This window comes from Paraburkholderia phymatum STM815 (assembly GCF_000020045.1).
GTDB lineage: Bacteria > Pseudomonadota > Gammaproteobacteria > Burkholderiales > Burkholderiaceae > Paraburkholderia > Paraburkholderia phymatum.
In genome coordinates, this window is sequence record NC_010623.1 from 1,023,292 (window position 1) to 1,046,957 (window position 23,666).

General features: G+C 64.4%; 13 protein-coding genes. 1 reads left to right on the forward strand and 12 read right to left on the reverse strand.

Annotated features, from left to right (window positions below; all coding sequences use genetic code 11):
* Positions 1-10: 10 nt before the first annotated feature.
* Complete coding sequence (locus BPHY_RS20350; protein WP_041764439.1) at positions 11-9,637, reverse strand: non-ribosomal peptide synthetase; 9,627 nt, start codon at positions 9,635-9,637, stop codon at positions 11-13.
* A 256-nt stretch (positions 9,638-9,893) separates the two neighbouring features.
* Between BPHY_RS20350 and BPHY_RS20355 the strand changes: the two genes are divergently transcribed.
* Positions 9,894-11,687, forward strand: a complete 1,794-nt coding sequence (locus BPHY_RS20355; protein WP_012403336.1) for a cyclic peptide export ABC transporter — start codon at positions 9,894-9,896, stop codon at positions 11,685-11,687.
* A 97-nt stretch (positions 11,688-11,784) separates the two neighbouring features.
* On the opposite strand, the gene BPHY_RS20360 is transcribed toward BPHY_RS20355, so the two are convergent.
* The 11 genes from BPHY_RS20360 to BPHY_RS20410 all read right to left on the reverse strand — a co-directional run bounded on the left by BPHY_RS20360 (position 11,785) and on the right by BPHY_RS20410 (position 23,562).
* Positions 11,785-12,819, reverse strand: coding sequence for an ABC transporter substrate-binding protein (locus BPHY_RS20360; RefSeq protein ID WP_407671261.1), 1,035 nt, complete (start codon positions 12,817-12,819; stop codon positions 11,785-11,787).
* A complete protein-coding gene (fhuF, locus tag BPHY_RS20365) occupies positions 12,807-13,601 on the reverse strand; it encodes a siderophore-iron reductase FhuF (RefSeq protein ID WP_012403338.1) in 795 nt (264 codons plus the stop codon). Before fhuF ends, BPHY_RS20360 begins: the two co-directional genes overlap by 13 nt.
* Positions 13,602-13,603: 2 nt before the next feature.
* Positions 13,604-15,730 (reverse strand): Fe(3+)-hydroxamate ABC transporter permease FhuB, encoded by a 2,127-nt coding sequence (gene fhuB / locus BPHY_RS20370; RefSeq protein ID WP_012403339.1) that lies wholly within the window; start codon positions 15,728-15,730, stop codon positions 13,604-13,606.
* Complete coding sequence (locus BPHY_RS20375) at positions 15,727-16,572, reverse strand: ABC transporter ATP-binding protein (RefSeq protein ID WP_012403340.1); 846 nt, start codon at positions 16,570-16,572, stop codon at positions 15,727-15,729. Before BPHY_RS20375 ends, fhuB begins: the two co-directional genes overlap by 4 nt.
* Positions 16,569-17,600 carry a TauD/TfdA family dioxygenase gene (locus BPHY_RS20380; RefSeq protein ID WP_012403341.1) on the reverse strand — a complete coding sequence of 344 codons (1,032 nt, stop codon included), beginning with the start codon at positions 17,598-17,600 and terminating at the stop codon, positions 16,569-16,571. The genes BPHY_RS20375 and BPHY_RS20380 overlap by 4 nt, the downstream gene beginning before the upstream one ends.
* Before the next feature lie 138 nt (positions 17,601-17,738).
* Complete coding sequence (locus tag BPHY_RS20385; protein WP_012403342.1) at positions 17,739-17,972, reverse strand: MbtH family protein; 234 nt, start codon at positions 17,970-17,972, stop codon at positions 17,739-17,741.
* Positions 17,973-18,023: 51 nt separating this feature from the next.
* Positions 18,024-18,647 carry an RNA polymerase factor sigma-70 gene (locus BPHY_RS20390; protein WP_052306171.1) on the reverse strand — a complete coding sequence of 208 codons (624 nt, stop codon included), beginning with the start codon at positions 18,645-18,647 and terminating at the stop codon, positions 18,024-18,026.
* Between the two features lie 469 nt (positions 18,648-19,116).
* Positions 19,117-20,445 (reverse strand): MFS transporter, encoded by a 1,329-nt coding sequence (locus tag BPHY_RS20395; protein WP_012403344.1) that lies wholly within the window; start codon positions 20,443-20,445, stop codon positions 19,117-19,119.
* A gap of 112 nt (positions 20,446-20,557) precedes the next feature.
* Positions 20,558-20,806, reverse strand: coding sequence for a DUF2783 domain-containing protein (locus BPHY_RS20400; RefSeq protein WP_012403345.1), 249 nt, complete (start codon positions 20,804-20,806; stop codon positions 20,558-20,560).
* Between the two features lie 40 nt (positions 20,807-20,846).
* A complete protein-coding gene (locus BPHY_RS20405) occupies positions 20,847-22,559 on the reverse strand; it encodes an FAD-dependent oxidoreductase (protein ID WP_012403346.1) in 1,713 nt (570 codons plus the stop codon).
* A gap of 43 nt (positions 22,560-22,602) precedes the next feature.
* Positions 22,603-23,562: an MBL fold metallo-hydrolase gene (locus BPHY_RS20410; protein ID WP_012403347.1), complete on the reverse strand. Its 960-nt coding sequence runs from the start codon at positions 23,560-23,562 to the stop codon at positions 22,603-22,605.
* Positions 23,563-23,666 lie beyond the last annotated feature (104 nt).

Below are 23,666 nucleotides of genomic sequence, written 5' to 3' on the forward strand. Positions count from 1 at the left end.
CTGTCGTTCCTTATTGCGCTTCGAGTTCGCCGAGCAAAGCATCGATTGCGCGCGCTGCGTCGTCGAGTGCATGGGCGCCGCGTGCTTCAAGCGCGGTGTCGATAGCGGCCGCGCAGCGCGCGAGCGTGCGCGCGTCGAACAGCGTGCGCAGCGGCAGCCCGAGCGACCAGCGCAGATTGATTCGCGCATTCGCCTGCGTGGCGAGCAGCGAGTGACCGCCCAGCGCAAAAAAGTCGGCATCGCGGTCAATTGCGTGGCCTTCGTCAAGACGCAGCACGCGCCGCCATATCGCCGCGAGTTCACGCTCGGTGCCCGTTTGCGGCTCCGCAATCTCTGCCGGTTGGAGCGACGGCGCAGGCAATGCGTTGCGGTCGCATTTGCCGTTCGGCGTGACGGGCAATGCGTCGAGTTCGATCACGTGCGTCGGCACCATGTACGCGGGCAGTTGCGCGTGCAGCGCCGCGAACAGCGCGGTTCGATCGAACTCTTCTTGCGCGCGGCGCGCGACGTAACCGATCAGCCCGTCGTCTCGCACGATCACGACGGCATCGTGCACGCCGGGCGCAGCACGCAGCACCGCTTCGATCTCACCGGGCTCGATGCGCAGGCCACGCAGCTTGACCTGCTGATCGGCGCGGCCGAGATAGTCGAGCACGCCGTCCGCGCGTCGGCACACCAGATCACCCGTGCGATAGAGGCGCGCACCCGGCTTGAACGGATCGGGCACGAATCGCTCGGCAGTCAAGGCCGCGCGGCCGAGGTACCCTCGCGCGAGTCCGACGCCGCCCAGGTACAGTTCGCCGATTGCGCCCGCAGGCAACGGATGAAGCGCTGCATCGAGCGCATGCAACTGAATGTTCGCGATGGGCTTGCCGATCGGCACCGCGGTGGCTCCCGCATCGTCGTCCGTACAGGTCCAGTGCGACACGTCGATCGCGGCTTCCGTCGGGCCGTACAGGTTATGCAGCTGCGCTTGCGGCAACAGGGCACGCGCGCGCGCCACGAGTTCGGGCGAAAGCGCCTCGCCGCTCGCCACAATACGCGTGATGCCCGCGCATTGCGCGGCGGCACCGAAGTCCCGCAGATAGCCGAGGAAAGCACCCAGCATCGACGGCACGAAATGCAGCGTCGTCACGCCGTATGCGTCGATTGCAGCGGCGAGGCGCGCGGGATCGCGATGATCGCCGGGAGCAGCAATGGCGAGCGTCGCACCGGCCGACAACGGCCACACGAATTCCCACACCGACACATCGAAACCGAACGGTGTCTTGTGCAGAACGACATCGCGCGGCGTTAGCCGATACGCGCCCTGCATCCATGCGATGCGGTTCGCCAGCGCGCGGTGGGTATTGCCCGCGCCCTTGGGCCTGCCTGTGGAACCCGAGGTGTAGATCAGATACGCAAGCTGGTCGGGATGGACGTCGACGGACGAATCGGGAACCGAACCCGCATCCAGTTCGTCGACACGCCATACCTGCGCATCGGTGTCGCCAATCGAATCGACAACGCGCGCATGCAGTGAGCTTTGAGTCAGGATGACGGCGGGCCGCGCATCGTCGAGAAGATACGCGACGCGTTCGGCAGGATAGTCGGGATCGACAGGCAAATACGCGGCGCCTGCCTTTAATACGCCGAACAGCGCGACGACCATCTCGATCGAGCGCTCGACATACAGCGCAACCACGCTGTCCGCCTTCACGCCCGCGTTGAGCAACGCAGCCGCGACGCGGTTCGCGCGGTCGTCGAGTTCGCGGTATGTGAGGCGCGTGCGTACCTCGTTCGCGTCGATGAAATCGACTGCGATCGCGTCCGGCATCTCGGCGGCATGGCGTTCGAACTGGCGTTGAAGCGGCAATTGCAGTCGATCCGGCCAGGCACACGCGGTGTTGTTGCAGTTCGCGAGTTGCACGAGATCGTCTTGGGCAGCGATCGAAATACTGCCGAGCAGCGCGTGCGGATCGGCGATGAAAGCTCCGATGCATGTATCGAACGCGCGATGCAACGCGCGAACGCGTGCTTCATCGAGACGCGCAGTGTCGTAGCCGTAATCGACCGTCATCGTATCGCTGGCCTGGACGACCAGCGTGATGGCAAGATCCGTCGATTCAATGCTGCGTATGTCGGACAGCCGCAGCGCACACCCGTCGTCCGACGACCATGCGGCATCGACAGGATAGTTCTCGAACACGATCAGCGTGTCGAACATCGCCCCGCCACCCTGCCCGGCCCAGCGCTGAATGTCGAACAACGGCGTGTGCGCATGCTCGGCGCTCGCCGCGTTGTCACGTTGCAGACCGGCGAGCCAGTCGGCGATGCGCTGTTGCGGCGCTGGCGTCGCGATGACCGGCAACGTGTTGATGAAGAGACCGAGCACGCCTTCGGCGTCGGGCAACGCGTCTGGCCGGCCTGCGACGGTAGCGCCGAATGCGACCGTCGCGTGATGGGTCATCCGCTGCAATGCGAGCGCCCACGCACCTTGCACGAGCGTATTCACGGTCAGCTTGAGATTGCGCGCGAGTGTCGTCAGCTTCGCGGTCATCGCGGCATCGAACTGCGCTCGCCACGCGCCGCTCGTTGCAGCCGTGCCGCTTTGCGCCGATGCGTTCGGCGCAACCAGCGTCGGTCCGTCGAAGCGCGCGAGGCGTTCGAGCCAGAATGCCTTGTCGGCTTCATGATCGCGTGCGTCCAGCCACGCGATGAAATCGCGGTAGCGCAAGCGTGCAGCCGGGCCGAACGACAACGCGCGGCGCTCGCTCATGTAATCGCGCAGCACGTCGGCGAACATGCGCGCGGTGCTCCAGCCGTCGAGCAGCAGGTGATGGCGCGTCCACACGAGGCGCCATTCGTCGTCGCTCACGCGGATCAGTGTCACGCGCATCAACGGCGCCTGGCCAAGATCGAATCCTTGCGCGCGGTCTTCCGCGAGCCATTGCTCGAAGTTCGCTGTGTGCGCGTGGCGGTTGCGCCAGTCGAGTACGACGACGGGCAGCTTCGCCTGACGATGTACGATTTGCAGCGGCACATCCGCGTCGTGCCAGAAGCTGGTGCGCAAAATGTCGTGCTGCGGCACGACATGATCGAACGCGGCCGTCACACGCGCGATATCCGGCGACGTCAGCGTCGCGACGAGTTGATTGACATAGGTCGTGCGATCCGGCGCATACAGTGAGTGAAACAGAATGCCCTGCTGCATCGGCGACAGCGGATAGATGTCGTCGACCTGACGCAAATCGACTTCGAGCCGCTCCAGCATCGGTTGCGTGAGACCGGCACGCTGCGCAAGCGGGAAGTCGGCGGGCGTGGCGCTGGCGCCGCGCTTCGATACGCGTTCGATACAACCCGCCGCGATATCGCGCAACGCAGTTTCGAATTGACGCGCGAGCTGTTCGACCGTGCCCGCGTTGAACATCGCCGAGCTGTACACCCAATGCACCTTCAGCTTGCGCGCGCTGTCGATATGCGCATGAATCGCCAGCGCATTCGACATGGGTCCCGCCAGATCCCGCTCGCAGCCTGCGCCGCCGAAACGTGCCTTCAGCGCGCGGTCGTTCGTTGCCTCGCCGAACTGGCCGAGATAGTTGAACGTGACGCGCGGGCGCGGCAATGCGGCAAGCGCGGCGCGAGTCGATTCGTTCGCCAGATAGCGCAGCACGCCAAAGCCAAGCCCTTTGTGCGGCACGGCGCGCAGCGCGTCCTTCACGGCAGCGAGGGTGTCGATGCGCGATTCGCGCACGGGCAGCGCAACCGGATAGTGACTCGTCAGCCAGCCAATCGACCGGCTCGCATCGCAGTCGTCGAACAGCGCTTCGCGTCCGTGGCCCTCCAGTTCGATCAATAGCGAATCGGCCGCGACGCTCGTGCCGAGTGTGTGCACAAGCGCGGTGACCAGCAGGTCGAGGGTCTGCGTGCGCCATGCGGCGTTCGCATCCGTGAGCACGGTTTGCGTGAGCGTCGCGTCGATGGTCCATTCGACCGTGCATGCATCGGCATTGGTCGCCGTGCCATGCGGGCGATCGAAAGGCAGCGCAGTGCTGGCCTGCTGCATCGACGTCCAGTACGGCATTTCTTTTGCAAACGATGGGGCGGCTTCGCCGGCACGCGCCGCCGCTGAAAGACGTTGTGCCCAGTCCGACGCACGTGCGCCTTGCGCAGCGAGGCGCACCGGACGGCGTTCGCATGCCGCAAGGTAAGCGGCGTCGAGGTCTTCTAGCAGCACGCGCCACGACACGCCATCGACGATCAAATGATGAATCGCAATCCACATGCGCGGCGTACTGTCGGGCAACATTGCAACGAGCGCACACGCAAGCGGCCCGCGTGACAGATCGAAGCCGCGTTGCAGTTCGTCGAATCGCGCGAGCGCGTCGTGTTCGTCGCGCGCCTGGATTGCGACGAGAGGCAGCGCGTCGAATGCGTTGTCCGCGTACCGCGCACGCCACGATGCAGCCGCGTCTTGCGCGAAGCGCAAACGGAACGCGTCATGATGGGCGAGCACCGCACCGAATGCCTGCGCAAATGCATCCAGATCGAAACGCTCCGGCGCATGCAATTCGATGGCCTGATTCCAATGGTGAGGATTCGGCACATTCAGTTCGAAGAAGCGATGCTGCGCAGGCGTCAATGCGACGCGCGCATTGTCCGCAGGCGCGAGCGCTGCACGCGTTTCCGCTTTCTGTCCGAGCGTCGCGGCAACCGCTTGCGCGACGTGCGCCAGTTGCGCGACGGTCGGCTGATCGAACAGTTGCTTCGGCGTGATGCGCACGCCGCGTTTGCGGGAACGGGCGATTACCTGCAACGCGAGAATCGAATCGCCGCCCAACTCGAAGAAGTTGTCGTCACGGCCCACGTGCTCCGCGCGCAGCACTTCTTTCCATACGTCCGCGAGAATGCGCTCCGTGCCTTCGAGCCGCGCATCGCTCGCCGTCTGCACGACAGGTTGCTGCGCGAGTTCGCGCAGTTTCGCGCGGTCGATCTTGCCGTTCGCCGTGACGGGAAATGCATCGCACAGCGTGAGCGTCGCGGGCACCATGTAGTCGGGCAAACGCGCGGCGAGCTTGCCACGCAACACGGCTTCATCGCGCGAGCCTTGCACCACGGCAAACGAAACAAGACGCGTGCGTCCGTCTTCGACGATCGCGAGCGTTTCCGCTTGCCTGACGCCATCGATTGCACGCAACGTCGCGCTCACTTCGCCCGGTTCGACGCGGTAGCCGCGAATCTTCACCTGATCGTCGAGACGGCCCAGGTAGTCGATTGCGCCGTCGGCCCGCAAGCGTACGCGGTCGCCCGTTCGATACAGACGCGCGCCCTTCGGCCCGCTGGCATCGGGCACGAAACGCTCCGCCGTCGCTGCCGCGCGCCCCAGATAGCCGCGTGCGACGCCCGGTCCGCCCAGATACAGTTCGCCGATTGCGCCGACGGGCACGGGCGCGCCATGCGCATCCAGCACGCAAGCGCGTGCATTCGGCAAAGGTCGGCCCGTGGGTACGCCCGTCGACGCGTTTGCAGCCCTGACATTAGCCGTCGCATCGAAGGTGAGCGCGCCGACTGTGGCCTCAGTCGGACCATAGTGATTGATCACGCGGCACGCGGGCCGCAACGACGCGATCCGCTCGACGAGCGTCCACGGCAACGGTTCGCCGCCGAACACCAGCGCATGTGACGGCAGCACGTCGGCGGGGTGTTGCGCTTCGAGCAGCGCATGCAGATGGCTCGGCACGATCTTCAGCACGCCGACTGCGCGTTCGCGCATGGTCGCGGCGAAGCGGTCGGGATCGAACGCGCACTCTTTCGGCAGCAGGTGCAAGGTTCGGCCGGAGCACAGGGCGCCGAAAAGCGTCGTATGGCCCAGATCGGCGGCGACGGTCGAGACGATCGCCATGCTCGCGCCGGGCGCAAACTTCAGCTCGTCGAGCACGCCCTGAACATAGTCCGCCAATGCACGATGCGACACGACGACGCCTTTCGGCGTACCCGTCGAACCCGACGTGTAGATGAGATAGGCGGCCTGATCGGGTGCAATGAACCGGCGATCGCCTTGATCGTCCGCTTCGAGCAATGCGTCGAGCGACACCACGTGGGCTTGCGTTTCGATGCGCGGTGCGTTGCTCGCCACGATCACGCAGCGCGCATTGCACGCTGCAATCGATGCTTCAATGCGGTCGCGCGGCGCAGCGGGATCAAGTGGGACGGCCATCCCGCCCGACTTCAACACGGCCAGCAGCGCGACGACGAAATCGACGGAGCGATCGATGCATAGCGCAATGGCCCGTTCCGCGCCCGCGCCCTGCTCGATCAACGCACGTGCGGCACGCGATGATGCGGCATCGAGCGCTTCGAACGTAAGCTGACGGTGCGAGTCCGTGACGGCGATCCGGTTCGGCGTCGCGTTCGCGTGATGTGAAAATGCCGCCACGACGTGATCGAACTGGAACGTCTGCGCTCGGCCTTGCAGCGCACTTTCCAACGAACCGAAACAAGCGAGCGAGCTGACAGGCGACGCGGGATTCGCCACGCTGTCCGTCAGCAGCGCAACGAAGCTGTCGAGCCACGCATGTGCGGTCGCGTCGTCGATGCAATCCGTCGCCCATGCAGCGACCAGTTCGATGCCGCGCGCGTCGTCCGTGAAATCGAGTGCGAAGTCGAAACGCGCTGCCTTGTCGGGACCGGGCGTCAAGGTCGCGACGGCACCCGGCAATGCAACGGGCTCATCGAACACGAACTGCTGCGCGAGTTTCACGCGCAACCATTCCTCGCCGCGTCGCACGGGCGGCTTGACGGCATCGATCACCTGATCGAACGGAACATCCTGATTCGCGTAAGCCCCAAGCGTGGAGTCGCGAACCTGCGAAAGCAGATCGGCGACTGACGCATGCGGCGATATGCGGGCGCGCAACGCTACTGTGTTGACGAAAAGACCGAGCAGACTGGCCGTTTCCTCGCGCTGCCGGTTCGCGACGGGCGCCGCGACGACCACGTCCGTGGTCGCTGTCAGGCGATGCAGCCACGCATGCAATGCGGTCAGCAAAACCATGAACGTCGATGCATGCGCGCCGCTCGCCAACTCGCGCACAGCCGCAGATACTCGCCCGTCGAGCCGATGCGATACGCGCTTGCCGACGAGCGTGCGCTCCGCAGGCACGCTGCCATCGACGGGCAATGCGAGCGGTGCAGGCGCGTCTTTTAACGCGTCCCGCCAATATGCCAGTTGCCGCTCGCGTTCTGCACCGTCGAGCCAGGCGCGCTGCCATTGCGCAAAGTCTGCATATTGCGCAGCAAGAGCGGGCAGCGCGGCGGCGCGCCGCTCGCTCAACGCTGCATAGGTTTCGGCCAGTTCCGCGAACGCGCAGCGCGACGACCATCCGTCGCTGATCGCATGATGCGCGGTCAACATCAGCCGATGCTCATCGTCAGCGAACGTGACCATTGACGCACGCAGCAATGGCCCATGCTGCAAATCGAATGGCTGCGTTGCGTGTTCGTCGGCCATCTCGGTTCCGCGTGCGTCGAGCGAATCGAGCGGAATTTCGCGCAGATCGATCCGCGCTACGGGCACGATGATTCGTGCATGAACGCGCTGCATGACGATGCCGTTCTCATCCTCGTGCAGCGTGGTGCGCCATGCCTCGTGACGTTCGATGACTCTCGCGAGTGCGGTTTCCACCAATGAGACGTCGATGGAGCCGCGAATGTTCCAGTGCGCGGCGATGTGATAGGCGTTACCCGCGTCTCGCGTTTGCGCGAGCACCCAGAAGCGCTGCTGCGCGAATGATGCGCGATGATCGGCAAACTCAGCCGAAGCATCGCTGCGAGCGATCGCTTTCAAGGAGAGCGGCTGCACGGCAGCTTCCCGCTCGCTCGCCTCGACGAGCGCGGCGAGTGCTTCGAGCGCAGGGTCGGCGAACAGCGCATCCAGCCGCAGGTTCACTCCCAGCTCCGCACGAATGGCAGTTTGCAGACGCATGATCGCAATCGAATCGCCACCGCGCGCATGAAAGCGGTCATCCAGGCGGACGCGATCGCCGCCGAGAATCGCATGCCAGATCGCGGCCAGCGCGCGTTCGGTTTCGCTTTGCGGCTCCCGAATCGCTGCTTGCGTGGCCTGCGATGTAACGCGCACACGCAATGCATCGCGGTCGAGCTTGCCGTTCAATGTATAAGGCAACGCATCGAGCAGCGCAAAGCGATGCGGCTGCCACGCATCCGGCAAGCGCTTCGACAAATGCTCGCGCAACGCGTTTTCTCCAATGGCACCCGTGATGACGACACAGGCCGTAAGCTGCACGCGCCCCGCAATCTGTTCGACAAGTATGGCGGCATCTCGCACATGCGCATGCGAGCGCAAAGATTGCGCAATCTCGCCAGGTTCGACACGCACGCCGCGAATCTGCACCTGATCATCCACGCGCCCCAAGTAGTCGTAGGCACCGCCGGTGCGCAAACGCGCAAGGTCGCCTGTGCGGTACACGCGTGATCCCGGTTCGCCATCGGCATCGGGGATGAAGCGCTCAGCCGTTTGCGCGGCGCGTCCGTGATAGCCGCGCGCGATGCATGCGCCGCCCAGCAGCAACTCGCCGCACGATCCGTCGTCGAGTGCAGCGCCATCGGCGGAAGCGGGATCCGTCACGCGCGCTGTGCGCAAACCGATCGGCGTACCGATCGGCAACGACGCGCATGAGGTGTCCTCATACGCAACATGCGGGTCGAGCGACCATAACATCGGCGAGATCACGGTCTCGGTCGGACCATAGCCGTTGATCAGACGCACGTCGTTGAACGTTTGCCTGATTTCGCCGAATACATCGCCAGGCATCGCTTCGCCGCCGAATGCGAGCACGCGCAGCGCGTCGGGCACTCCGTGACGCCGCGCGGCTCGTGCAAATTCGCGCAGATAGGCAGGCGGAAAAGCGGCAATGGTCACGCATTCCTGTTCGACCAGCATGCGCGCATCGTCCGGCGCAATGGTTCCGGGCGCAGTGATCGCGATGCTCGCGCCCGCCGCGAGCGGCGCGAGCCAATACTCGTGCGCGAGATCGAAGTTCACCGACGCGAAGTGCAGCACGCGGTCCGCATCCATCATCGGATATGCGCCGATGATGGCATCGCAATGCGCGGCAAGCGGGCCATGTTCGACGACGACGGCCTTCGGCGTGCCCGTCGAGCCGGACGTGTAAATCATGTACGCGGCCGCATGCGGATGCACCTGAACATCTTCGAAATCGGCCGCCTCATCGATGTCGATCATATCGGCGTCAATGCAATGCTCGAACCTCGCGCGCATCGCCGCGCTCGCATCACGCGTGACGATTCCATGACGCAGGCCTGCGTCGCGCGCGATCCAGTCGAGTCGTTCGGCAGGTTGTCGCGGGTCGAGCGGGACGAACACGCCGCCCGCCTTCAAGACCGCGAGCAACGCGACGAACAGGTCGCATGATCTGTCGACGCACACGCCAACCCGCACCTCAATCCCCACGCCGCGCGCGCGCAAGATGGCCGCGACCCGCGATGCCCGAGCGTCGAGTTCGCTGCGCGACATGCGCACGGTGTGCGGCGAAAACGCAGCGAGTGCAGGCGCATGAGGCGCGCGGCGCGCGAGTTCGCGAAGTCGAAAATGCAAGGCAATCGGAAAAGTCGTCATTCGTGTGAAGTCCTTCGGCGTGGCCGCTATGCCACCGCATCGGGACATGGTTTGTCCTGGTCCCGTTTCAGCGGCTTCACACAGGTGACGAATCGCGCGCAAAAAAATTTACCCCTTTTGACGGAATAAATTCTGTGCACGCCTTACCGGTTGGCGCACGCCAGTGATCGACTAAAGTTTTGTGCCGCTCGAACGTCTACTCCGTTGACACCTTTTTCATGCGCTTTCTGCGCATTCACTCTCACGCCTGCTTTCGATGACTGTTTCCAACGCACCGCCCGCGAATGGTTTGGATCGCCCGAACAAACCCGCCACCCGTTTGCTGTTGTCGCTATTGCGGCGCTCGCGCGGCGCGCTCGCGCTCGCGCTGATCGCATGCATTGCGAATGGCGTGTCGAGCGTACTGCTCGTCGCGACACTCAATCGCGCGTTGAGCGCGCCCGCCGCAGCGGATCTTCCGCTTGCGCTGCGGTTCGGGGCTTGCGCACTGGTGGCATTGATCGCGCGCATTGTGTCAGGCGTGCTGTTCGCCGGGCTGTCGCAGGACACGATGGGCCACATGCGCGAGCATGCGGCCGCACGCGTCGCGGCAGCGGAACTGCGCGACGTCGAACGCGTCGGCGCAGCACCCGTTCAATCGGTCCTCACCGACGATGCGACCAACGTGTCAATGCTCTTTTTCGCGTTGCCCAACATCGTGATGCACGGCTCGATCGTCGCGGGCTGTCTCGCCTATCTCGCGCGCCTGTCCTGGCCCATATGCGTGCTGGCGCTCGCCGCGATCCTGATTGGGTCGCTCGGTTACCGCTACGGCGACATTCGCGCGATTGCATCGCTCGAAGCAGCGGGCCGCGCGCAGGACCGGCTGTTCGACTATCTGGGCGCGCTGTTTGCGGGCGCGAAGGAACTGAAGCTGCATCGGAAACGCGCCCGCCAGTTCGTCGACGGACAGCTCGGCGCCGCGATCACCGAAGTGCGCGACCATCGACGCCGCGCGTTCGTTGCGTACGCGGCGGGCGTCGGCTGGATCATCTTTCTGTTCTACGTTTTTCTCGGCGCGGCGACCTTTGTGCCGTCGATCGGTGTGCATGCCGACGCGCATGCGGCAGCCGGCTATGTGATTGTGTTCCTGTTCATGCTGGTGCCGCTCGACGGCCTGCTGAACAATCTGCCGACTGTCAATGCGGCGCGCGTGTCGCTGGAGCGCATCGAGCGGGTTCTCGCCGAGTTCGAAGAGCCGCATCGGGCAGCAGTGCCCGCAACGGCTTCGGGCGCTCCGTGCGCAACCTTCCGCGCGCTCACGCTGCGCGGCATCACGCATGCGTATTTTCATGAACGCGACGAGCGCATGTTCCGCATCGGGCCTATCGATCTGAGCTTCAGACCAGGCGAGCTGGTGTTCATCGTCGGCGGCAACGGCAGCGGAAAGACGACCCTTGCGAAAGTGTTGACGGGTCTCTACGAGCCGCAAGGCGGCGTGATCGAAGTGGACGGTTTGCCCGTTACGCGCGACACCCGGCCCGCCTATCGCGAGCGCTTCTCGACGGTGTTCAACGATTTCCATCTGTTCGATACGCTGCTGGGCATCGTCGATCCCGACGACACGAACGCCGCTGCCCGCGCCGCCGCCGATGCGCGCGCCAATGCGTTGCTCGCAAAGCTCGCGCTCGATCACAAGGTGCGCGTGGAAAACGGCACGTTCTCGACGCGCGCATTGTCGACGGGTCAGCGCAAGCGTCTTGCCCTCGTCGTCGCTTATCTGGAAGATCGTCCGTTCTATCTGTTCGACGAATGGGCCGCGGATCAGGATCCTTCGTTCAAGGCGGTGTTCTACGAGCAATTGCTGCCGGAGTTGCGCGCGCGTGGCAAGACAGTCGTCGTGATTACGCATGACGACCGCTACTTCCCGGTCGCGGACCGCGTGCTCAAGCTCGACAATGGCGCGATCGTCAACGAAACGCGCGGCGTGCAGCATGCGGTTGCGGGACACAGCGCAGCGCGCGCGACGATGCATGCAGACGTGCAACAGCCGAAGCGGGACGCGAGCTGAAGCTTTTATTGCCGCGAATACGATGGAATGGAAAGCACCTCGGGACGACACCTCACGAGGCGCTTCTGATTCGAGCGAGCCGATGTGTGCGAGCGGCTCAGCGCGGCGCGCAAGCCCGCGACGGCGTAACGGGAGGCAACGACAGCAACGCGTCCGTCAACGCATGCGACAGCTTCAGCGCCGACATCGGACCGCCAAAGCCCCATACGTTACGCTCCACCAGCATCACGCGTGCGTCGCGGCGCGCGGGCACGAAGCGCCACACAGGCGAATCGAGCTTCGCGTCGAGCTTCACTTCCGGACCCGTGGCGCTAGTCAGCAATATGCTTGTTTTCGGGCGCTTCAACAGGTCTTCGGACGTTACATACCGTGTGCCTTCACGCGTCGGTTGCGCGGGCCACAGCGTGAGGCCGAGCTGCTTCGCCACGCCGCCCGCCATGCTGTTTCCCGTGTAGGCCCAGTATCGGTCGGGAAGGCCGAGTTCCTGCAGCAGCGCGAAATCGGCATGTGTGCGCTCCGCATCGGCGAGACGTTTTGCATCGCGTGCGAGGCCGTCATCGAGTTGCCGTTCGACTGCCTGCGCCTGAAGCATGCGGCCCGTCATGCAGCCGATCGTATCGAAGATCCTGCGCGCCCATTCGAGTTGCGTCACCCTTTCGCCGTCGAGCTCCATGTCCGGGCTGAACTGGAATAGCACGGTGGGAGCGATCGATTCCAGCGCTTCGAAGACAGGTGCGTGCCGGAAGCCTACGCCAATGATGAGATCGGGCTTGAGCGCGGCAATCGCTTCGAGGCTCGGCTCCTGACGCGTGCCTACATCCGGCACCGACTGCATGCGCTCGACGCGATAACCGATCCACGATGGGTAATACGCCGTGTCGACCATGCCGGCGGGTGTGATGTCGAGTGAAAGCAGCGCTTCGGCAAACATGAACTCGAGCACGACGATGCGCTTCGGATGCACGGGCAGCGGGTCGCTCGCCTGCGTCACGGTGGGATTCGCCGACAGCGGCGTGCAGAAGGCGGCCGCGCGATCCGGCGCGCCTGTCACGCCCGTTGCGGCTGCTGAACAGGCAAACGCGACGCATGCAGCGCTAACGGTCGCGCACAACGCCCGCTTCATCGCAGGCATTCTTGTAGCGCGAGCTTCTCGTCGCTCATCGTGAGTAGTAACGGACAGCTCGCACACAGTTGATCTTCTCCGGGGATTTCATAGCGCACGCAGCAAACACGGCGTGCGCGAAATGGTACGGGCAACCGCTTCGAAGCGGGCGTGACGTGGCGCACAGGCGTGCGCAGCGGATTCGGTTCGTCTGCGCCGAACAATGCGCGCGATTCGAACATCCACGCGGCGTCACGCTGCGCGCCCGGCATCGCTGCGCATTGTTCGAAAAGCGAGTCCAGCAGATTGCCGACGTTACTCCACAGCACACGCGGCGCGATCTTCGTCATGCTCGCGAGCTGGTCCACCAAGCTGTGCAAATGTTCATCGATTAAAGATGCGTAACGTCGCGCGGGGTCATCCGTCATCTCGCCGAGCGCGTCATGCGGCAAATACAATGCTTCGGGCATTCCGTCGGTCAGCAGCAACACGCAGCGCGCGGGCGCCATATCGAGGGGCCGCTGCAGGACTAGCGCGGACACCAACGCAGCCGGCACCGCAAGCGCGAAATAGTATTTGCTCCACTGAGATAGCAGCGCGCGGGCATGGCGCTCGGCATCGCCACCGTAGCGCAGCGTCATCGCGTCCAGGATCGCTTCGCGCTGCGTCGCGAGTACGGTGAGCGGCACGCGGACCTGCATGCCGTCGCCGACGTTCGGTGCGGCAGGCACGCCGAGCCACACGCGTTCGACATAAGCGGCGAGCGGCGAGTCAGAGGCGAGCGCCGCGAACGGCCTGGCATCGGACGACATCGTCATCTGCCTCGCCTGCGTTCGCGCCTTGCCTGCACGATCAGCAACGCGAGCAGATACGGCGCACCGATCAGTGCCGTGAGCACGCCTGCGGGAATTTCGCGCGGCGCGAGCAGAGTACGCGCACCGATATCGGCGGCGGCAAGAATCGCTGCACCGCAAGTCGCCGCGAGCCACAAGCGCACGCGATGCGCGCGTGCACCGAGCATGGCCGCAAGATGCGGCGCCATCAAGCCGACGAAACCGATCGGTCCGACAGCCGCAACGGCCGCACATGCCGCAATGGTGGCGACCGTCAGCGCGAGCGGTCGCAGCAGCGCGACGGGCAACCCGAGCGATGCCGCCTGATCGTCGCCGAGCGCGAGCAGGTCGAGCGGACGTGCGAGCACAACGAACGCAGGCAACGCCAACGCACACCACGGCAACAGAGCCAGCACGTCGCTCCAGCTCCGCCCGTATGTCCCGCCCACCAGCCACACGACGAAGCGTGCGGGCTGCACGCTTTCCTGCACGATCACCCACTGCGCGAGCGTCGTCCACAGCGTACCGACGACCAGCCCCGTCAACGCTACCGCAAGCGGCGCATAGCGCGTGCGCCGGTTCAACGCGAGGATCGCGACGAGCGTGACGCCGCCGCCGATCAACGACGACACGGCAATCGCCGCGTGCGCGGCGAGCGGCCACCGCAGCAGCGCGACGAGCGTCGCGAACGACGCGCCTTGCGTGACGCCCAGCACTTCGGGCCCAGCGAGCGGATTGCGCACGACGCTTTGCATCAGCACGCCGCTGGCTGCGAGCAGCGCACCAGCGAACAATGCGCACACGACGCGCGGCAAGCGCAGATCGAGCAGCATGCGCGCGACGGCATCCTGACCGCTGATCGCAGCAAGCCAGCGCGACGGATCGAGCGAAGTCGGGCCGAGCGTGCCTGCTGCATAGACGGAAACAGCCGCAACAGCAGCAACGAGCAACGTGACGCCAAATGGAGAAAGCCCCGCAATCCATGTGGCAAAGCGGCCGCGCGCCGATTGCGTGGCCGCTTCGCCGGCCTGCGCAAAGGCCGACGTAAATGTGCCGCCGTGCCGGATCATCGCGAGCATCAAAGGCGTGCCGACCACGGCAATCGCGACGCCCGTCGACAGCGTACCGTCGAGATCGAGCGCGAGCACCATGCTGTCGGTCGAGAGCACGAGCAACGCGCCGACCAGTGCCGATAGCGGCGCGAGCGCGGCAAGACGTGTCGAGCGCGAGCCGCGCACGTGCCGCAACAGATTCGGCGCGATCAGCCCGACATAAGACATCGGCCCCGCGATGCTCACCGCCACGCTCGCGAAACCGACTGCCACGAGCAGCGCATAGAAGCGCGCCGCGTCGACATGCACACCGACAGCAAGCGCCGCGTCGTCGCCGAGCGAAATCGGATCGAGCGGACGCACGACCAGGGGCAGCGCCCCGAGCGGCAACAGCAGCCAGATAACGGCTGTCAGCAGTCCGTCAGCGCCGGGTTGATAGAGGCTCCCGCTTGCCCACAACGCGGCGCCTGCAATACTCTGCTCGAAGAACGCGAGCGCGAGCGTCGAGATCGCCGAGAACAGCAGCATGCAGACACTGCCTGCAAGCACCATGCGCAACGGCGTCGCGCGCCAGCCTCCCGCCGCTGCGGCAACGCATGCCGCAGCAAGCAGGCCGCAACCGAACAGCAGCGGCACCGAAGCCGCGCCTGTCAACGCGGGAACCAGCATTGCGGCGAGCAGACCGAGTTGTGCGCCGCCTGTGATGCCGAGCAGGTCCGGCGACGCCAGCGGATTGCGCGTCAACGCCTGAAACAGCGCCCCCGCCACGCCGAGACATGCACCCGCGACCAGCGCAGCCAGCACGCGCGGCACGTGCAGATAGAACAGCAGCACACGCGCGAGTGCGCTGTCTTCGCTGGCGTGCGTTGCATTCGACGTTGCGGCTTGTAGCAGCATCGAAAGATCGGGCGCGACGCGCAATGCCGCGACGATGACGAGCATCGCCGTCAGCGACACCGCCAGCAGGCCGACGCGGCTACGCTGCGTCTCGCGCCGTGGGTATGGCGCGTGCGGTTGCGCGCGCTGCATCCGCTTCCGTGCGGCGAGCGTGGTCATGCGGCGACACCTTTGTTGTCGGCGGACTCGGCCGTCGCTTCCTGGCTTTCGGCGTGCGCGGGCACACACATCGGTGCACCCGTTTGCGGATGCGCGATACGCAGCATCGGTACACCGAAGGTCACTTCGAGATGTTGCGGGTCGATGATTGCGTCGGGCGTGCCTTGCGCGACGATGCGGCCGTCGCGCATCAGCACGATTTCATCACTGTAGGCGGCAGCCTGATTCAGATCGTGCAGCACCCAGACGATCGTCAAACCCCGCTCGCGATTCAGCCGGCGCAACTCGCCGAGAATGTCGAGCTGATGATGAATGTCGAGATACGTGGTCGGCTCATCCAGCAGCACGATGGATGCGCGCTGTGCGAGCGCCATCGCGATCCACGCGCGCTGACGCTCGCCGCCGGACAGCGCGGCGACGTCCCGTGCGGCATCGTCGGCGATGCCGCTTGCAGCGAGCGCGTCGTCGATGGCCGCGTGATCCTCTTTCGACAAACCGCGCATCCAGCCGCCATGCGCGTAGCGTCCATAAGCGACCAGTTCGCGTACGCAGAGCCCGGCTGGAATCTGATTGAACTGGGAGAGCATCGTCAGCGTGCGCGCAAGGTCGCGCCGCCGATACGACGCGAGCGGCTTATCCGCCACCGTCACATCCCCCGCAAGCGCCGGCTGCAAACCAGCAAGCGTGCGCAACAACGTACTCTTGCCGCAGCCGTTCGGTCCGCATAGCGCCGTGACGCGATTCGCGCGAACGTCGATGTCGAGCGAATCGATCACGATGTGATCGCGATACCCCACTGTCAGCGAACGCGCCGACAGTGCCATGTTCGAACTGCTCTTCATCGTCGGGCGGCGGTAGCGATTGTCTTCGAACGTTGCGCGTCCGCCGACCCGCGATAGCTCTCCGCCATCGCGACGACGACCTTGCGCGGGCCTTCGAACGGATCGCGAGCATGCGCGGTCAGCATGTTGTCGAGCATCAGCACGTCGCCACTCACCCACGGGAACACGACGCGCTGCTGTTCGAGCACACCGCGAATTTCCGCGAGGGCATCGGCTTCGAGCGGCGTGCCGTCGCCGTAGTACACGTTGCGCGGCACGTTTTCGATTCCGACCGCCTCGACGAGTGCATCGCGCATGTCTTCATCGAGCGCAGACAGATGGAATAGATGCGCCTGGTTGAACCACACGCGCTCACCCGTGCGCGGATGCATCGCGACAGCCTGACAACGTTCGCGCGTGCGCAGCAGCATGTCGCCGTCGTCGCCCTCGCGCCATTCGCATTCGATGCCGCGTGCCGCGCACATGGCATCGACGGCACGGGGCCGATCGGTGCCGAAGGCCTGTTGCCACGGCAAATCGAGTCCTTGCCCGAAGTTGCGAACGTACAGCAGTTCGCGCCGCGCAAAGCGCTCGATCAATGCAGGATCGAGGACGCGATAGATCACACGGCTGTCGGCTATCGGCGTCGCGCCGCCCGTCCGCGCGGCGAGCGCGCAGTGGAACCAGATACGCATCGGCCATTCACGCGTATACGACTGCTCGTTATGCAGCGGAATCGAGCGATGCGGCGGATACTCGGTCGACGTGTACACGGCGCCTTCAACCTGGCTGCGCGGCGTCGACGCGAATTCATAGCCGATCAGCGGCGAGCCGAACGACGCGGCGAATTGCTGGAACGCGTCGATCGACGGCACAGCGAAGCCCGTGAATAGCACGCCGCCTGCGCGCTCGATGCAGTTGTCCGCGATGTCGCGCAACAGCGGCGCGGCGGCTCCGAGCGTCAGTGCGCGGCCTGCGCGCGGCGAAACGATGGTTGGCAGACCCGGCTCGATGCGCAGATCGTCGAGTGTCGGGAGCGTCGCTGTCATGACGTGTCCTCAGTTGCAGGCCGCGTCGATCACACACTGCATGCGTGGACGCGGCTCGAAGAACGGTCTCGCGCGGCGCTCTCGTGACGCGCGAGAAGGTAGATGGCGCGGTGGGCGATGCACGCAGCCAGGCGCGCCTCAGCGCGTGTTCGGCGCGGCGTCCATGTGACGGCGCAGGCTCGCGGGACGCATATCCGTCCAGACGGCTTCGATATGTTCGAGGCAGGCGGCCTTCGGCCCGCGCACACCGACTTCGCGCCAGCCGGCAGGCACGTCGCGAAACGTCGGCCAGATCGAATATTGTTCTTCGTCGTTGACGACGACTGTGTATTGAACGTCGTCCTGTGCGTCTTGATGTGTGTTCTGGGTCATATCGTGTCTGCTTGTCGGATGTGATGCTGTTGAACGTTTGCCTTCGCCGGATTACGAGGCCGTCATCTGCTTGACGTTCGACGCGCAGGTTTTTTTAGCGCGTCCCGCCGTCTTCGCATACGCGACGTTTTTCGCGCCTGCGTGCATGCACTCCGCACAATGCTTCGCGGCGTCGCGGACCATGAAGTGCACGAGCGTCTGCGAAACATTCAATGCGCGCGCCGTTTCCTGCAAGGTTTCTTCGCGCAGACGCACGCGCTCGAATGCACTCCGCGTGCGCTCGGGCAATTGCGCGAGCGCATCGAATGCGTGGCGCAAGGTGTCGCGCGTCACGAGCGCGGACTCGGGCGTGGGTTCCGGCGACGGTACGTCGAGGCCGTCTTCCTCGCACGTGTGCCACGTGTTTTCGAGGGACTGGCGGCGGCACGCGTCGATCGATGCGTTGCGCACCATGCGCGCGACGTACGCGAGCGGTTGACGCACGTCGTCCTGGTTCGGAAAGCCCGCGAGTTTGATGAAAACGTCATGCACGACGTCCTCGGCTCGGCTCGAACATCCGATGAACGAACGCGCGAGCTGGATCAGCGCGCGCCGGTTCTCGATCAGCACATCGAGCAGCAATCCCTCGCAGCCGGCTTCGCTACGGGAACGCGCTGCGCGCGGCTCTACTGACATGCGCGCAGCGCATAGGGCCGGCTCGCATTCGATGTCGTCCGGTGCGCCAGGTGCGAACGCCGCCGGATGTCGTTCGACCCGCGCCGCAAAGCTCCCCACTGATTCAGCCATCGCTTGTCTCCATCCCACCCGTCGATCAGATGGAAGCGACTCTAACGTAAACGCGAATCATTCTCAATATTGTCGCGGCGTGTTCCGGTTTTTTTTGTGACTGTTATGCGTTGTGAGTGGTTTCGGCGGTGCCTTCCGACGACGGTGCTGGCCGCATAGCCTTGCGGGCTTGAGCCACGCTGTCAGAAAGGCTTGGATAGCAGGGGCTGCTGATTGTGCGGCACGACTCCGCGCACACGGGCGCGCACGCTCGCGTGGCGGATCGCGCCGTGATGACGGTGAAGCCGGGCCGCATGGCATGAAAGCGCTCATGCGACCCAACGCTGCATGAGCATTGACGAACGAGGGGCGCGCTTGTTTACCCCGCCGCTCTCTTCGGCACCCCGCGCAACAGTGCGATGCCGCTCAAGAACAGCAAGCCCGTCAACACATACAGCGCATTGTCCATGCTGCCCGTGCGCGTCTTGATGAGTCCGATCACCCACGGGCTCAGGATGCCGCTCGTAATGCCGATACTGCTGATCAACCCGATACCCGCCGCAGCCGCTTTGCCGGACAGATAGCCGGACGGCACCGTCCAGAAAATCGGCAACGCAGCGAAGATCAGCACGGCCGCGATCGACAGAATGCCGAGCATCGCGGCAAAGCTGCTCAGATGCAGCGTCAGCAAAGATAGCGCCACGCCGCCGCCGATCGTGCAGGCCGCGAAATGCTTGCGCCGTTCGCCATGACGGTCCGAGTGGCGCGCGATCAGAATCAGTCCGACCGCGCCGATCGCATTCGGAATCACCGTGTACAGGCTGATCCACAACACGTCGCGCACCCCGAAATCGCGGATCATCAGAGGCATCCAGAAGTTGAGCGTCAGCGACGCGCACGTCAGCGAGAAGTAAATGAACGCGAACAGATAGACACGCGGATTGCGCAATGCATCGACGAACGCGCGCGACGAATGCGAATTCGCGGGACGATGCTCCCCATCACGCTGCGCGACGAGATGCGCCTTTTCCTGCTGCGTGAGCCAATGCGCTTCCTGGGGTCCGTCGACAAGCCAGAATGCTGCCAGGAGCCCGCACACGAGCGCGGGCGCGCCTTCGATCGCGAACATCCATTGCCAGCCGTACAGGCCCATCACGCCGGCCATGTCGCGCATGATCCAGCCGGACACCAGACCGCCGAGCACGCCCGCCACCGCAACGCCCGCGAAGAAGATCGACAGAATCACCGCGCGCCGCTGCGCCGGATACCAGTACGTCAGATACAGCACGATGCCGGGAAAGAAGCCCGCCTCGAACACGCCGAGCATGAAGCGCAGCACATAGAAATGCGAAGGCTGCGAAACGAACATCATGCACACTGACGCGGCGCCCCACAGCAGCATGATCCGCGTGAATGTGCGGCGCGCGCCGAAGCGGGCGAGCAGCATGTTGCTCGGCACTTCGCACAGCACGTAGCCGATATAGAAGACGGCCGCGCCGAGTCCGTACATCGCATCGCTGAAGCCGAGGTCGTGCTTCATCTGCAACTGCGCGAAGCCGATGTTGATGCGATCGAGAAACGAAATGACGTAACAGAGAAACAGGAACGGCACGATACGCAACGTGACTTTGCGATACAGCGCGGTGTCGTCCGGGCGCGAGGCGGCGGACTCGCCGGCCTCGTACGCATGCGTGATTGACTGACTCATCAAAGATCTCCAGGCAATGCGGGTCCAACGGACCCATTGGGTCCGGCGTCTGTTGCGCCGTGTTGTCAGAAAAGAGGGCTCGCGCTTCGCTTGCCGCGCGAGCGTCGCAAGATCAGGCAGCGACGCGCGAAGCGTCGGCTGTGTGCCGTGGCGCGGTTGCGCCCGGTTGCTCGACACCTTCGCGTGCGAAGCGGATCGCTTCCATCAGTGTCGCGTAATCGCCGATATGATTCGCGAGCAGCAGGATCAACTGCGCATTCGCGGCCTGGCTTTGCGCCTCGTCGAAGTCGCGATGCATGTCGATCAGCGCTTCGTAGAAGTCGTCGGGCTGTGTCAGATTGAGTTGGGTGATGAGTGCCACGGCTGTCTCCTGTGTCTTGTCTGTATGTGTCGTGTCGTCTTCAGGCAACGCCTTCGACACAGAGCGCCCGCTTCAACGCGGCATCGATGCGCGCGGTATCGGGCGTGCGCCAGCGCGCGCACACATGCTGATCCGGGCGAATCAGATAAAACGTGCCAGGTGTCGCGTCATAGCGCGAACTCGCAAGGCCCTCTGCATCTTCGAGCACGAGGGTATCGCTCAGCTCGTGTGCGATGTCGCGGACGCCATGTGGCGTCACGACGATCAGCTTCAACGGAATCGCGCCCGCCTGCAGCGTCTTCAACATGCGTTGCGTCGCTGCGTCGAGACCGTTTTCACTGCAGAACAGAACGCCCGTGAAGGCGTCGCCGAGTTGTGCAAGCAGCCACGCGGGCTCGCCGTGCAACGCAACGGGTGCATCGACGCACGAAGCACCGGGCACCATCTTGCCTTCGAAGCTGTCGTGATCGGCGGTGTTGAGCGGCGAGTCGTACAGCACGGCAGGCACCGAAAGCCGCCCGCTGTTCGCAAGCCCACGCGCAAAAGGATGCTTGCGTGCGAGCTTTAGCACCGCATCGCGGAATGTACGGCTGACGGGCGATTTCGGCGTGATGAAATCGGTGGAGCGGGTGGAGTTGCGGATGTTCTCGTCGGCGGCATACTCGCGCTCGCTCGCATACGTGTCGAGCAATCCATCGGACGCACGGCCGTCCAGCACCATCGCAAGCTTCCATGCAATGTTCTCGGCGTCCTGGAAGCCGCTATTCGCACCGCGGGCGCCGAACGGCGAAACCAGATGCGCCGCATCGCCGACGAACAGCACGTTGCCATGCCGGAAGCGATCCATACGCAAGCACGAGAACGTGTACACACTGACCCATTCGAGTTCGAACTTGACGTCCGGCCCAAGCAGCGCGCGCACGCGTGGCAGCACGCGCTCCGGCGTCTTTTCCAGCGCAGGGTCGGCGTCCCAGCCAAGCTGGAAGTCGATGCGCCACACATTGTCCGGCTGTCGATGGAGCAACACCGACTGGTTCGGATGGAACGGCGGATCGAACCAGAACCAGCGCTCACTCGGAAACTCCGCTTCCATCTTCACGTCGGCGATCAGGAAGCGGTCCTTGAACACGCGGCCCTTGCTGTCGAGGCCCATCATGTTGCGCACGGGGCTGCGCGACCCATCTGCGGCGACCACATAACGGCCGCACAACGGATACTCGCCGTCGGGTGTTTCGATGGTCAGCGTCACGAACGCATCGGCCGAACCGGGTTCGCCGTGCTGCTGCAAGCCGACCACCTTGCTCTTCCAGCGGATGTCGATATTCGGCAGCGCCTGCGCGCGTTCGAGCAGGAAGCCTTCGACGTAGTACTGCTGCAAATTGATGAACGCGGGCCGGCGATGCCCCGCTTCGGGCAGCAGATCGAACGTGTACACCAGCTCGTTTTGCAGGAACACTTTGCCGACGTTCCAGCTGATGCCCTTGTCGACCATGCGGTCGCCGCAACCGAGGCGATCGAAGATATCGAGCGAACGCTTCGAAAAACAGATTGCACGCGAACCTGTTGCCAGCGAACAATCATCGTCGACGAGCACGACCTGCACGCCATGCTGTGCGAGATCGATTGCCGTCGCGAGGCCGACGGGCCCCGCGCCGACCACGATCACGGAATGCGGGGCCGCGTCCGCTGCTGCATCCTGTTCGGCACAGCGTTTGTATTCGAACGACAAGGTCTGGTAGTTGATGCTGCTCATTCTGCTGTCTCCATCCATCTGCGCTGTGTCGTGTGCCGCCTGATCACGCCTGCAGCGCGTCCCACATGTCTTTGTCGCGCTGCGCGGTCCAGACGCGCGGATGCGTGATGCCGCTCGCTTCATCGAATGCGCGCGACACGTCGAACGGCAGGCAATGTTCGTAGATGAAGACATGGCCGAACTTCGGGTCCATCGCTTTGCGCGTGTGCGCCATCGCGGCCTTCAGATCGAGCTTGTCGGCGACAGCTTCGCGGCCGGCCTGAAGCAAGGTCGTAACGAAGTCCTTCGTGTAGTCGAGACCCTTGTTCACGTCTTCGGGCGTCGTCAGCGCGGGGCCGCGGCCCGGCACGAGCTTCTCGGCGTTGAGCGCGCGCAGCGCCTCGAGCGTCGCTGGCCACTGTTCGAGTTGAGCGTCGCCGCAATAGCAGGCGGCTTCGTATTCGACGAGGTCGCCGGAAAACAGCACCTTCTGCGACGGCACCCACACGATGGTGTCGCCCTTCGTATGACCCGCGCCCAGATGCGCGATCTTCACTTCGAGCTTGCCGAGGAACAGCGTGATTTCTTTCTCGAACACGAGCGTCGGCCACGTGAGCCCCGGCACCGTTTCGGCACCCGCGAACAGGCGCGGAAAACGCTCGATTTCCGACTTCATATCGGCTTCGCCGCGCTCGACGATCATTTCATACGTGCCGCGGCTCGCGATGATCTGCTGCGCGCCTTCCTTGAAATACGCCGACGCGCCCAGCACGCGGACCGCATGGTAATGCGACAGAACGACGTATTTGATCGGCTTGTCGGTGACGCTGCGGATCTTCGCGATCAGGTCTTGCGCCATCGCGGGCGTCGCGGTGGTGTCGACAATCAGCACGCCGTCATCGCCGATGATGACGCCCGAGTTCGGATCGCCTTCCGCCGTGTATGCGTATGCGTTCTCGGACAGTTGCGTCCATGTGATCTTCTTTTCTTCGAGGTCGGCTTGCGATGCAAATGCCTTGGCCATGCTCGTCTCCATCAAATTGAGGGGGCGCACGGCGAGATGACTGCGCGCACGCGGCGCTGATGAGTTGTCTCGCCATGTCTGATTGGAATCGTGTCCGGCGACTG

Coding starts and splice junctions, on each gene's coding strand:
- BPHY_RS20390 (WP_052306171.1), bottom strand. CDS start 18,647: ATGTCAGTAGAGCCGCGCGCAGCGCGTTCCCGTAGCGAAGCCGGCTGC.
- fhuB (WP_012403339.1), bottom strand. CDS start 15,730: ATGACCACGCTCGCCGCACGGAAGCGGATGCAGCGCGCGCAACCGCAC.
- BPHY_RS20380 (WP_012403341.1), bottom strand. CDS start 17,600: ATGACAGCGACGCTCCCGACACTCGACGATCTGCGCATCGAGCCGGGT.
- BPHY_RS20410 (WP_012403347.1), bottom strand. CDS start 23,562: ATGGCCAAGGCATTTGCATCGCAAGCCGACCTCGAAGAAAAGAAGATC.
- BPHY_RS20405 (WP_012403346.1), bottom strand. CDS start 22,559: ATGAGCAGCATCAACTACCAGACCTTGTCGTTCGAATACAAACGCTGT.
- BPHY_RS20360 (WP_407671261.1), bottom strand. CDS start 12,819: ATGCCTGCGATGAAGCGGGCGTTGTGCGCGACCGTTAGCGCTGCATGC.
- fhuF (WP_012403338.1), bottom strand. CDS start 13,601: ATGTCGTCCGATGCCAGGCCGTTCGCGGCGCTCGCCTCTGACTCGCCG.
- BPHY_RS20385 (WP_012403342.1), bottom strand. CDS start 17,972: ATGACCCAGAACACACATCAAGACGCACAGGACGACGTTCAATACACA.
- BPHY_RS20355 (WP_012403336.1), top strand. CDS start 9,894: ATGACTGTTTCCAACGCACCGCCCGCGAATGGTTTGGATCGCCCGAAC.
- BPHY_RS20350 (WP_041764439.1), bottom strand. CDS start 9,637: ATGACGACTTTTCCGATTGCCTTGCATTTTCGACTTCGCGAACTCGCG.
- BPHY_RS20375 (WP_012403340.1), bottom strand. CDS start 16,572: ATGAAGAGCAGTTCGAACATGGCACTGTCGGCGCGTTCGCTGACAGTG.
- BPHY_RS20395 (WP_012403344.1), bottom strand. CDS start 20,445: ATGAGTCAGTCAATCACGCATGCGTACGAGGCCGGCGAGTCCGCCGCC.